Genomic DNA, 12030 nt, shown 5'->3' on the forward strand with positions numbered 1-12030 from the left:
TATGTCCTACACCGTGAAATCAGGTGATAACCTCAGCCTCATTGCCCGGGCAAACGGCACAACCGTCGCCACATTGATGCGCCTTAACCCAGATGTTCAGGATGCCAATACGATCTATCCGGGACAACAGATTCAATTACCTGCCGGCCAGCCAAGTCGAGAGACGCGTACTGTGGGTCAGGTAGCGGACTGCAGCGACTGTTCTGACGAATATATAGATCTGATCCACCAGGCAGAGGAAGGGGTTTTCATCCCTATTACTGAGCAGGAACAGCAGCAGATCGAACGGGAAGAGGCGTTTTTGGAACAGATGATTCGTCAGTTCTATGCCGGCCTGGACGGCGCAGAGCAAGACATCGTGGCGCATAAAGCGGCGTTTATGGAGCGACTGATGCGCGAGCGTGTGATTGACGAAAGCAACCCGGCGCAGCCCTTTCAGCTGACCGAAATCCGCCGTCTGGCAGGGAATAGGCATTATGCTTATGTGCGCAAGGACAGCGGCTGGCGCCGTCACAGAAGCTACAGCATCGAATCTCAAGACCGGGCACGACAAGAAGGTTGGTTTGATCATGCTACCGGCAAGGTAGATCCGCGCAAGCTGGGCGAGACAATTAAGAAAGATTTGAAAATCCAGTTCAACGCTCCTATTTATCAGGCGTTCGTTGACTGGTGTCTCCTGGAATGGCAAAGCGATGATGCAAAGTGGACGCCGATCGAAGGTATGCCGCCCATCATCTCCAGAGCGGAAGCGCAAGCCATGCGATTCGCCATGGGAGCGAGCTTGAGCGCAGGATACGATCCCAAACAACTGACCGCCCACATTGCCGCCAAGGCTACTGCCAGTGCCAGTCTTGTAGAAGGCAAAGCTTATAGCGAAATAGCTTGGCCCGCCGAAGAAGAAAGCGAGTGGACGATCCGTTATCGAGACGAGACCAACCAACTGCAAACAGCCTCTCTGGGCAGATTCCGCGCTCTCGCCCGTATTGAGCTTGCCGGCTTCGCCGGCGCCAGCGCCATCCTCGCCGCCAATGTACATGTCACCGCTGAGAATGGTATTCCTACACTGCGTGGCGTCGGCGGCACCCAAAGAACCGGCAACGAAGCCGCAAATGCCGAAGCAGGTGCCTTCGCTGGGGTTAGAGCGGATGGGAAAGTGGAGGGCACGATTGAATGGATGGACATGCTGGAGGACCGCCCTACATGGACGACGCTTTGCAGCTTGGGGGTGGGGGCTGGCGCTGCGTTGGGACTAGGGGCGGAGGCTAGAGTGCAATTGAAATGGAGTGCTCGAGCTCAGAGTTTTTATTTCAACGTTCATGCAGGGGTAGTGGTTGGCCCCGGTGCTTCGGGAGAGCTTGGGGCTGAAGTGGGGGCTGGTGCATTCCTGACAATGTTGCATTGTGTATACAATGCGCTTTTAGAAGTGGATTTTAGAAGACTGGAAGACGTAGATTATGGCGCCTTTAAGCAGCTCTGCGCTATTGCTATGCATGGTTTGTTGACGGGCTCATCCATTGCTAACGAAGCCGCTAGGTTTGGAAAGGAAGTCATGAATGAAATTGTTCCAGAAGTTACACGGCTAGTTAATCTGCATAAAACATCAATGCAAAGAGAGCAGCTCGCGATCAGACTGGCGGAAAATATTCTTGCGGATGCTGGAAGGGGAACCGCCAGTTGGCTTATGTATGCTCCTCCTGAGGTAAAGGGAGCCTTGCTAGATATAGTGTGTTATGACTATTGGTTGACACCGGAGCGGATTGGGTCCATTAGAGCTGATAAGCGGGATCGCGCGATTTTACTGATTCTTGAGGCTAGTCAGTCATGGCGTGATTTTGAAGAAGTGGTGTCGCGGATGAACTCTGATGGTTCCAAAGGAAGTTATTCTGAAAATAGGAGGCGGCTGTTTAAACTGATGGATTGGCTACCTTCTTTAGAAATGCATCTCATAGAATATAAACTTAAAAATACAGTGGCGGTGTCTGATCAGCCGGTCAGAGTAGCCCGTTATGTCCAGCTGACGGGGGGGCAATATGCTTAATTTTATTAGAATGGGCATTCTGGTACTGGTCGTCTTTTTCTTGTCAGGATGCCCGTCTGAAGGCACCGCCAAACCTGACGGCGATATTGACTCCCTCGCATCCGAAATGGTAGGCGAAGTCATTCAAAATCTGGTTTTTATTGAAGGTGGTCATTTCAAAATGGGTGACTTCGGTGTTATACAAAATGGACGTTGGCTACCCTATTTTCCGCCCTCAGCTGACGAAGACGTTGCGCATGCGGTCGAGCTTTCTAGCTTTTATCTTTCTAAGTATGAAGTTTCATGGCGCGAGTGGGACTTGTATAGATTGAGTGTTGGGAAACCAATTTTTTTTCAAGGGCTTGATGGCAAAGAGGAGAGGGCAGCATTTGATCAAGACGCTGATAGTTTGTATTACATAAATAAACCTGCCCGGGTAGAGTGGCAGGAAGCAAAAGACTTCTGTTTATGGGTCGGGCAACTGACGGGACACTCATTCGAGCTTCCTACCTCAGCACAATGGGAGTTCGCAGCGAGAAATCGAGGCAGCAAGGCTTGGCTTTACCCGACCCATGACGGTCAACCCACCCCCAATGACCAGCAAAAACATATGCAGGGCTGTGATGCTTGGACTGGTATTTGCCCAGTTGGGCAGCGTTATCCTCCCAATCCCCTAGGGTTATATGACATGGCAGGCAACGCCAAAGAGTGGGTCGAAGACTGGTTTTCTCCGACATACTATCGTGAAAGCGAAGGGGTTAAAAATCCAACCGGGCCTTCTGAGGGTAAAGAGAAGGTACTTCGGAGTACCGGGCTCGGCTCGCTTGACTTTAGTTTCACTATAACTAAAGCGCCACTGATTCCTCAGGATGGCATCCTAGTGAGAGCTGGGTTTCGCTGTGCGGTTCAAAGTTCAGAGCCCATTCGCTAATGTTCTTCCTGTGCATGCCGGTCCCTAGCATCGAGCTCACCTTTCAGCTGCGCGAAGAAGGCCCTGAGCGGGTCTACTCCCCCAAATACAGCGAAACCGACTTGCACCTTATCCAGAGCGGTTGGATAGTATTGCCAGTCGAGTGGTTATGTCTCACCTACAAGTTCGGCAATACAACAAATAAAATTCACGTCGGCGTTACGGTAGGTGCACCGGTACTCATGGTCGCTGGGCTTGTGGGAGCAGTATGCCTTTGCTGAAACAAGGAGCCGATAGTCTTGCCCTAAATTGGAGTCGTTTCACGCCCCTCACCTCCACGGGAACTCAGGTAATTGACTGGGTTTCATATTAGCTCTGACAACGGAAATGTTATGCTCAAAATATGGGTAGCTATATTGGCTCTGCTTAATGTGGTCTTGTTAAGTGCTTGCAATAGTGGGGTTGAACAGGTCGAGCTCGAATCTAATCTAGTAGAACTGCTCTCAAGAGCGGAGCGCGACCAGGTGTATATTGAGGAGGGTGACTTTGTTATGGGGGATTTCGGTGCCGTGCAAAACGGTCAGTGGTTACCGTATTTTCCACCAACCGCCGAGATAGATGAGGCTCATGCAGTAGAGTTGTCTGGCTTCTCTCTATCTGCGTATGAAACTACTTGGAAAGATTATGACACTTATAGCTTGATACATGATAAGCCGATCGTAATTCGAAGCGGGGGAGAGGAATACCCGAGAGAGGCTTATCTGCAAAATCTGGAGCATGATCATGATTTACGGAAGCCGGCACGAGTGACATGGCAAGAGGCCAAGGACTATTGTCTATGGCTTAGGGATAAAACGGGTATTGCTTTCGACCTGCCTACCTCCGCTCAATGGGAGTTCGCAGCTAGAAACCGGGGTAGCAAAGATTGGATATACCCGACTCATGATGGGAAAGCGACCCCCAACGGGGCGCGAAGGGGTGGTGAAGGATGTATTTTCTGGACGGGCGTATGTTCGGTAGGAACGAACCTTCCGCCCAATCCTCTAGGCCTTTATGACATGGCGGGCAATGAGGAGGAGTGGGTTGAAGACTGGTATTCGGAGACGTATTACCGGGAAAGTAATGGAGTAAAGAACCCCACCGGACCGCTAGAAGGTACAAAAAAAGAAGTGCGCAGTCTGGAGGTGGGGTCGCTGAGTTTCAGTTTTTCAAGGCGCGCTATGCCGGCAGTGCTTTCCAATGGCTCCGTTGCACTCGCAGGTTTTCGCTGTGCTGTTCAAAGCCCAGAATCTATTCACTAATCATCACGGGGCATACGACCTGGCCCTGATTGTCGGTGGGTGATACTGTTGCTTCTGTAAGGATATAGTTTCATGTATTGTGTGGAGTTAAGGCATTCTTTAATTCCATGGGTAATGGCTTTATGGTTATATGTCGGCTTTTCAAGTTTGATGGTGTCTTGGATGGCTATGACAGGTCCGGGTGGTTCGGCACAATGGATTTGCTGAGAGGAACTATGCTTAAGGTAATCAAATATAGCTTATTGCCCGTTATCTACTCTGGCATGTTCGGGTGTCAATCAGACTCCGCATCTGATATAGATGGAATGGTTTCCGAACTTACTGAAAAAGCAGTCTTGGATCAGGTGTTCATCGAGGGCGGCACCTTCGAGATGGGTGACTTCGGCGCTACGCAAAACGGTCAATGGCTGCCGTATTTCCCGCCGACAGCTGAAATCGACAAAGCTCATACAGTGCACCTATCGAATTATTCTCTTTCCGCTTATGAAACTACTTGGCAAGATTTTGACACTTTTAACTTGATACATGATGGGCCGATTATGATCCGGGGAGGTGGGGAGGAATATGCCAGAGAGCCTTATGTACAAAATGTAGAAGATGAATACCACAATTCGAAACCAGCTCGCGTAACGTGGCGAGAGGCTAAGGATTATTGTTTATGGCTGGCCGATAAAACAGGTATCGCTTTTGATCTACCCACTTCTGCCCAATGGGAATTTGCTGCGAGAAATCGCGGTAGCAAAGACTGGCTTTACCCAACCCACGATGGAAAAATAGCCCCTGACAGCGACGAAAGGAATGGTAAAGGATGTAGCTTCTGGACTGGAAGGTGTTTTGTAGGTACGGACCTTCCTCCTAATCCGCTGGGGCTATATGATATGGCGGGTAATGCCACCGAATGGGTGAATGATTGGTATTCTGAAACCTATTATCAGGAAAGCGATGGAGCTAAAGACCCTCAAGGGCCGCTAGACGGTACCGAGAAAGTAATTCGCAGTTTGAGGTTGGGCTCTCTCAGTTTTAGCTTCTCACTAACGAGCTATCCCGAGACTCTTTCGGATGGCTCTCTTGGTCTCGCCGGCTTTCGTTGCGCAGTACAGAGTACAGAACCGATTAGTTCATTTGCCAGTGCACCGTAACGACAATCATATTAGTTTTCTCTGGAGTAGGTGTCGCAGGCTTTTATAGGCGAGAGAGTATGAGGGGTAACAGAATATTTGATGTCGTCAATGAGGTGTCAGACGATCAGGCAGCGACGCACTTTTTCTCCCGAGCTCAAGCAGGAGGTAGCTAGCCTAGTGCTTGATAAAAGTGCGGCATTCTTCAGGCGCGTTCTTCGCCAAAAAAATCGGTGCGAAGAATGAGATTAAGTATTATTGATAAAGAGACCGACCCCAGATCGGTCCACTCACTTAGTCAGGTGCATCAGGTGCATGGAGATGGACTATGCTTAAGGTAATCAAATATATCTTATTGCCGGTTACCTGCTCCGCCGTATTTGGATGTCAACCAAATCACTCTGCGTCTGATATAGATAGAATGGTTTCTGAACTTACTGAAAAAGCAGTCTTGGATCAGGTGTTCATCGAGGGCGGCACCTTCGTGATGGGAGATTTTGGTGCAGTGCAAAATGGCCAATGGTTGCCTTATTTTCCTCCCGCTGCGGCTGAAGATATTGCCCATGAGGTTACTGTCTCCAGTTTTTCCCTCTCGAAATATGAAACTACCTGGGGAGATTTTGACCTTTTCAGCATAGAAACCGGGAGGCCCGTTGTCCTGAGGTCAAGAGGTGAAGAAATAAAAAGAGCGCCGTTTGAGCAGAACGTCGGGCAATCGTATTATGAAAAAAAGCCCGCAAGAGTTTCTTGGCAGGAAGCGAAGGATTACTGCCTGTGGCTAGCAGAGAAAACTAACCTTGCTTTTGATCTTCCGACCTCCGCGCAATGGGAGTTTGCTGCCAGAAACCGTGGCAGTAAGGAATGGCTCTATCCGACACACGACGGGCAGTTATCCGCAGGGTATGAAGCGTCAAACATGGACGGCTGTGTTACGTGGACGCGCGTTTGCCCGGTGGGCCAACAATTTCCGGCCAACCCTCTGGGTTTATATGATATGGCCGGGAATATTGAGGAATGGGTAAATGATTGGTATTCGGACACCTATTATCAGGGAAGTCACGGTGCAAAAGATCCCCTGGGTCCCCCCGAAGGCCAGTTGAAAGAAACACGTGGTCATGGTCTGGGCTCGCTCGATTTCAGCTTTACCAGGGCTCCGACCGTTCTGGTTTCTCAAGAAGGTTTTCTGACAGCGGCCGGCTTCCGCTGTGTGGTTCACAGATCAAAGCCGATTCGATAAGGATTAAATCCAATAATGGTCGGGGATAAATCATGCCACCATATATAAGTTATCGTTTCCCTTGGTTGTTTTCTCGATCTTGTCACTTGAACGCGTCAGTTTCGGAAAGAATGAAGCCCGACTCGGCACCGATCTTGGTGGAGCAGTCAGCCAATAATCACGCGATATTGCTATGAAAAAACGGTTTTGGTTGGGTTTGATATTGGCTATAAATTCAACAATAGCGCAGGCAGCGCCAAGCCCTTGTGAAGAGGTTACGCACAATCTGCAGATTCTCCCCTGTGCAGAATCTGCCTGGGCAGGAGCACAACAGAAGACGGATGCAGCTCTCGTTTCATTGAAAAGCAGAATCCGTAAGGAATACATTGCTGACCCATCTCTAGGAGCCCGTCTAATAAACAGGATTGACCAGGCGCAGCAGCTTTGGGGGGAATCTGTTGAAGCGGACTGCGGGGTAGAGGCATTCGAAATCGAAGAGGGTGCCCAAGCACATCAAGTGGTTTTTCTTCACTGCTCCACAAAACGGTACGAAGAGCGAGCAGCCTATCTGGATCACCTGTTGGCTATCTGATTAGACCTTATGCGCCGGCAGCTGGCCGGCGAGCCCGAGCTGTGACTTCTGTGGCAGTGGTTACGAGACGCAGTACAAGGGCGGGTAACCCGTACTTGGGAAACGGGGTATCAATGGCGCCTGATACTCCGTGAACCCCGGGATAGCCTTTATTTCTTCGGCAACACCACCGTTTGGGTACCGGAGGCGATGTCATGCCAGGTGCGCGATTGCTTGTCCCATAATGCCCACCAGATGCCCAGGCCACCGCAGAGCCAGGAGAGTAGTCCGATGGTGACCCGGATGATTGATTGCCGCCAGGTGATAGAGCGGCCGTCGGGCTGCTGCACGCGGACCCGCCAGGCTTGCGCTCCCAGCGTCTGGCCGCGCAGGGTCCAGAACAGGCCGAAGAAGCCGTAGATGGCGAGGATCATCAGGGCGGTCAGCAGCGGATCGCGGTCCAGGGTGCCAGCGTCGGACATCGCCTGCAGTGCTTCGCTGCCATAAACCATGCGCAGAATGCCCTGCTGGTAGGCCAGGATCAGCACCATGAGCAATGCCAGCATCAGCATCAGGTCATAGAAAGCGCTGGCCAGGCGGCGGAACAGGCCGGGAGCGGGGAAATCCCCGGTGGGTAACAGTTGCTTGACCGCCATGCGGGCTCCGTCTGTGTCAGTTTGCCGAAATCGTTCAGCGCCGGGTCAGCGGCGGGTGTTCAAAGGCGATGCCGGCCAGGCCATGTTGCATCAAGGCGCGGATATTGGCGTGCTCGGTACCGTCCGGGTTGGCCAGCACGGCCTGGTAATGCTCAGCGAAGCACTGCAGGGCCTGCTCATCATTCAGCCCTTGATCCAGCGCCATGGCGATAACCTTGCAGGAGCCCTGGTTCTGCTCCGCGCTATTGCGTACTGGCCCGTTGCTGAACGCGCTGGGTCGATAGTGATAGTGCTGCTCAATGAACGCGAGCGTATCGGCAAAGCAATGTTCGGGCGACCCCAGGCGGGTCTTGAGTTGCTCGGCGGTCATGGGCGTTCGGCGCTCAGGGTGATGGATACGGACTCGGCAAACCGTAGGGCGTGGGGTTTATCCACTTCAACCTCGGCATAGCGCACCTGCGCATGCTGCATGATGATATCCAGCAGCTCCTGGGTCAGCCGTTCCAGCAGGGCAAAGCGGTTGTTTTCCACGTGACTGATCAGCGCCTTGGTGATGGTGCGGTAGTTCAGGGCGTGATCGATCTCGTTTTCGGCCACCGCGCTGTCGGCCGGATAGAGGATGCGGGCATTGATCAGTACATCCTGCCGGTTGTTGATTTCCTCTTCCTTGATACCGATGAAGGTCCGCAGGCGCAGGTTCTTGATCCGGATGCGCGCCATGCCGGGCTCCAGACGCTCCATATCAGTTGCTCCGACCGATCAGTTGCAGGAATTCCTGGCGGGTATTGACCGACTCGCGGAAGCTGCCGAGCATGACCGAGGTGAGCATGGAGGAATTCTGTTTTTCGACGCCGCGCATCATCATGCACATATGGCGCGCTTCGATGACCACCGCTACGCCTTTGGCATCGGTCACCGATTGCACGGCCTCGGCCACCTGGCGGGTGAGGCTTTCCTGAATCTGCAGGCGGCGGGCGAACATGTCGACGATGCGCGCGACCTTGGACAGCCCCACCACCTTGCCGTTGGGCATGTAGGCGACGTGGGCCTTGCCGATGAAGGGCAGCATGTGGTGTTCGCACAGGGAATACAGTTCGATGTTCTTGACGATAACCATCTCGTCGCTGGAGGACTCGAACAGGGCGCCATTGACGATCTCTTCCAGTGACTGGTCGTAGCCGCGGCAGAGAAACTGCATGGCCTTGGCCGCCCGCAGCGGGGTGCCCTTGAGGCCTTCGCGTTCGGGATCTTCGCCCAGGTTGCTGAGGATGTCGTGATAGTTGCTGGTCAGTTTTTCAAGGCTCATCGGAATTCTCTTGTGGATTCACTTCAGGCTTCTGCCGCCATTCAGGTCGAGGCAGGTACCGGTTACGTAGGGATTGTCCAGCAGATAGCGGACGGCCTGGTAGACCACCTCCGGGCCGGGCTCGATGCCCAGCGCAGACTTGGCCAGCGCCTTCTCGCGGTACTCTTCGGCGTCACCCTCATTGAACATGATCAACGCCGGAGCGATGGTATTGACCTTGATCCGTGGCGCGAAGCGGGCGGCAAAGGAACGGCTGAGGCTTTCCAGACCGGCCTTGGTGGCGCTGTAAGCGATGTGGTTGGCACTGCCGCGTTGGGCCACATGATCACTGATATGGATGATGTCGCCCGTGACCTCGGGATCGAATAGCTCGGCGCAGGCCAGATTCAGCAGGTAAGGCGCCTGCATATGTACCATGAACATCTGCTGGAATGCCTCGGCGGCGTGATCGTCATTTTGCCATTCCGACGCATTGTGGATCAGGGCACGCAGGCGGATATTTCGTCGGGTCAGGGTATCGATCAACTGCCGGATGCCGACCTCGGTGGAAAAGTCGGCCAACAGCACCTCGATATTCTCCAACGGCTCATCCTGCCACTGCGGGCGTGGCCGGCGGCAGGTGATGATCACCCGGAAACCCTCAGCCGCAAGACGCTGGGCACAATGCAGGCCTACGCGCTGAGCTGCTCCGGTAATCAGAATGGTCTGCTGATCGTTCATGGTGCCGGGGGTCTGGTGGTCGATCGAATGCCGCATCTTAGCATGTTCGCCCCGCCGGGTCCGGCAGCTGGATGCCGATTCGGGCATACTATGCGCCCGGTTATTCTTCCAAGGGGGCGAAGATGCGTTTGGCAATACTCAGTGGTTCAGTGTTCGGCACGGCCGATTTTCTCGCGGATGAGGCAGCCGAGCGTTGCGCGGCGGCAGGGTTGCAGGTCAGTCGTATCAAGCCGGCCTCGGTCGATGCGCTGCTCGATGCTGGTGCGGATGCCATTCTGGTGTGCTGTTCGACCACTGGCATGGGTGAGTTGCCGGAAACCATCATGCCGTTCTACAGCGAAATGCAGACACGCTTTCCTTTGCTCACCGATATTCCCTTCGGCGTCATTGGCCTGGGTGATTCCTCCTATGGCGATACCTATTGCCAGGGCGGTGAACTGATGCGTGAGCTGCTGCTGGAGTTGCAGGCGCGGGAGGCGTTGCCCATGCTGCAGCTCGATGCCAGCGAGACGGTCACGCCGGAAGTAGACGCCGAGCCGTGGCTGGATGAGCTGATCGGTGTGTTGAAAGGCGCCTGACCTGCTTCAAACCAGATTGTCGGTACCATTGGCCAGGCGGGTCAGTGCCTCTTCATCGAGAATGGTGATCTGGCTGTAATGGATGCGAATCCAGCCCGCTTGTTCGAGCCTCTTCAATAGTTTATTGATGCTCTGGCGCGAGCTATTGAGCATCAGTCCAAGTACTTCCTGGGACAGCTGGATCGACAGCCGCTCGTTCTCTTGCGCCACGTCGCCATAATACTGCGCATGCATCAGCAGCCGCTTGGCCAGGCGGGCGGGCAGTGGCAGCAAGGCGCTGTCTTCCATCATGTTGAAGGATTGGCGCAGCCGCCGGCACAACAGCCGCATGAAGTGCGGATACAGCTCGGGGCGGCGTTCGAGCAGTTGTTGAAAACCCGTGCGGGGGATCAGCAGGAGTTCGGTGACGCCCATGGCGTGGGCATCGTGGGTGCGCGGCAATCCATCGAACAGGGAAATCTCACCGAACCAGTTCCCGGGGCTCAGCACCGTCAGCAGGGCTTCGCGTCCATCGGCGCCGGTATTGCTGATGCGCATGGCGCCGGTGCTGATGCCATACAAGCCATCCGGCAGGTCACCGCGGGCGTGCAGCCGCTGGCCATCCTCCAGCCGGCGCAGCCGGGCCATCGATACCATCTCGCTGATGCATTCCGCCGGCAGGTCGCGGAACCAGCGGTTGCGCTGCAACAGCGCCGCATGCCGGTCGCCATCGCCCGGTGACACTGTAAGCTGGTTGACAGTGCTATCTGCTGTCACGTTCTAGACTCTCCTGAAGATGCCTGGCCGATGGATATGCGCAGTATGCCGCAATTGGCTGAAAAGTCCTGCCCCGGCAAATCCCAACATACAAGAGGATCATCCCTATGAATGCAATGCAGCCCCTGCCCGCAACCGATATCCAGGCTCTGGTAAGCGCCGAGGAATGGCAAACCCGTGTGAATCTGGCCGCCTGCTACCGCCTGATCGCCATGCATGGCTGGGATGATGTGGTCTTCACCCACGTGTCGGCCAAGATTCCCGGTACCGAGCATTTCCTGATCAACCCCTACGGGCTGATGTTCGAGGAAATGACCGCCTCCAACCTGGTCAAGATCGACCTGCAGGGCAACAAGCTCATGGACTCGCCCTATGAAATCAATCCGGCGGGTTTCACCATCCACAGCGCGGTACATGAAGTACGCCATGACGCCGGCTGTGTGCTGCACACCCATACTCCGGCTGGGGTCGGTGTGTCCTGCCAGAAGGATGGCATTCTGCCGATCTCCCAGCAGGCGCTGTTCGTGTTGTGCAGCCTGGCCTACCACGATTATGAAGGCGTGGCGCTGAATGAAGAGGAAAAGGTGCGGCTGCAAGCGCATCTGGGCAATGCCAACAACCTGGTGTTGCGCAACCACGGCTTGCTGACCTGCGGCAAGACGATATCCGATGCCTTCCTGACCATGTATACCCTGCAGCGCTGCTGCGAGATTCAGGTGGCTGCGCAGGCCGGTGGCAGCGAACTGCTGACCATCCCGCAGGCCATTCTGGGTGGGGCCAAGGAAAGCATGCGCAAAGTGACCCGTGGCGCCGGCAGCGGCATTGCCTGGCCGGCCTTGCTGCGCAAGCTGCAGCGGGTCAACCCGGGCTTCGATGTCTGA

Annotated in this window: 14 protein-coding genes; 8 read left to right on the plus strand and 6 right to left on the minus strand. The window is 54.2% G+C overall.

The window, feature by feature from the left end:
- Position 1: 1 nt before the first annotated feature.
- From BM267_RS14895 to BM267_RS14925, 6 genes are all read left to right on the plus strand, one after another.
- Positions 2-2038: a LysM peptidoglycan-binding domain-containing protein gene (locus BM267_RS14895; RefSeq protein ID WP_036992844.1), complete on the plus strand. Its 2037-nt coding sequence runs from the start codon at positions 2-4 to the stop codon at positions 2036-2038.
- Complete coding sequence (locus BM267_RS14900) at positions 2031-2948, plus strand: formylglycine-generating enzyme family protein (RefSeq protein WP_074781245.1); 918 nt, start codon at positions 2031-2033, stop codon at positions 2946-2948. The genes BM267_RS14895 and BM267_RS14900 overlap by 8 nt, the downstream gene beginning before the upstream one ends.
- A gap of 371 nt (positions 2949-3319) precedes the next feature.
- Positions 3320-4228 carry a formylglycine-generating enzyme family protein gene (locus BM267_RS14910; protein WP_074781246.1) on the plus strand — a complete coding sequence of 303 codons (909 nt, stop codon included), beginning with the start codon at positions 3320-3322 and terminating at the stop codon, positions 4226-4228.
- A gap of 215 nt (positions 4229-4443) precedes the next feature.
- Positions 4444-5367: a formylglycine-generating enzyme family protein gene (locus tag BM267_RS14915; protein ID WP_169304575.1), complete on the plus strand. Its 924-nt coding sequence runs from the start codon at positions 4444-4446 to the stop codon at positions 5365-5367.
- A 307-nt stretch (positions 5368-5674) separates the two neighbouring features.
- Positions 5675-6583, plus strand: a complete 909-nt coding sequence (locus tag BM267_RS14920; protein ID WP_074781248.1) for a formylglycine-generating enzyme family protein — start codon at positions 5675-5677, stop codon at positions 6581-6583.
- Between the two features lie 172 nt (positions 6584-6755).
- Positions 6756-7154, plus strand: coding sequence for a lysozyme inhibitor LprI family protein (locus BM267_RS14925; RefSeq protein ID WP_074781249.1), 399 nt, complete (start codon positions 6756-6758; stop codon positions 7152-7154).
- Between the two features lie 149 nt (positions 7155-7303).
- On the opposite strand, the gene BM267_RS14930 is transcribed toward BM267_RS14925, so the two are convergent.
- The 5 genes from BM267_RS14930 to folM are packed head-to-tail and all read right to left on the minus strand — an operon-like array spanning position 7304 to position 9851.
- Positions 7304-7789: an RDD family protein gene (locus tag BM267_RS14930; RefSeq protein WP_036992839.1), complete on the minus strand. Its 486-nt coding sequence runs from the start codon at positions 7787-7789 to the stop codon at positions 7304-7306.
- A gap of 34 nt (positions 7790-7823) precedes the next feature.
- Positions 7824-8159 (minus strand): HopJ type III effector protein, encoded by a 336-nt coding sequence (locus BM267_RS14935; RefSeq protein WP_036992838.1) that lies wholly within the window; start codon positions 8157-8159, stop codon positions 7824-7826.
- Positions 8156-8530, minus strand: a complete 375-nt coding sequence (gene folX / locus BM267_RS14940) for a dihydroneopterin triphosphate 2'-epimerase (protein ID WP_036992837.1) — start codon at positions 8528-8530, stop codon at positions 8156-8158. Before folX ends, BM267_RS14935 begins: the two co-directional genes overlap by 4 nt.
- A gap of 1 nt (position 8531) precedes the next feature.
- Positions 8532-9095, minus strand: a complete 564-nt coding sequence (folE, locus tag BM267_RS14945) for a GTP cyclohydrolase I FolE (protein WP_036992835.1) — start codon at positions 9093-9095, stop codon at positions 8532-8534.
- Positions 9096-9113: 18 nt separating this feature from the next.
- Entirely contained in the window at positions 9114-9851 is a 738-nt protein-coding gene (folM, locus tag BM267_RS14950; RefSeq protein ID WP_235818295.1) for a dihydromonapterin reductase, read from the minus strand.
- An 86-nt stretch (positions 9852-9937) separates the two neighbouring features.
- Here folM and BM267_RS14955 point away from each other — a divergent pair, with 86 nt between their 5' ends.
- Positions 9938-10393: a flavodoxin domain-containing protein gene (locus BM267_RS14955; protein WP_074781250.1), complete on the plus strand. Its 456-nt coding sequence runs from the start codon at positions 9938-9940 to the stop codon at positions 10391-10393.
- Between the two features lie 6 nt (positions 10394-10399).
- Here BM267_RS14955 and BM267_RS14960 read toward each other — a convergent pair whose 3' ends face one another.
- The gene (locus tag BM267_RS14960; protein ID WP_083392536.1) at positions 10400-11149 is read right to left on the minus strand and encodes a Crp/Fnr family transcriptional regulator; all 750 of its coding nucleotides are present in this window, start codon (positions 11147-11149) and stop codon (positions 10400-10402) included.
- Between the two features lie 107 nt (positions 11150-11256).
- Between BM267_RS14960 and BM267_RS14965 the strand changes: the two genes are divergently transcribed.
- Positions 11257-12030, plus strand: coding sequence for a class II aldolase/adducin family protein (locus BM267_RS14965; RefSeq protein ID WP_036992834.1), 774 nt, complete (start codon positions 11257-11259; stop codon positions 12028-12030).

The sequence above is a fragment of the Halopseudomonas bauzanensis genome (genome assembly GCF_900114735.1).
Taxonomy (GTDB): Bacteria; Pseudomonadota; Gammaproteobacteria; order Pseudomonadales; family Pseudomonadaceae; genus Halopseudomonas; species Halopseudomonas bauzanensis.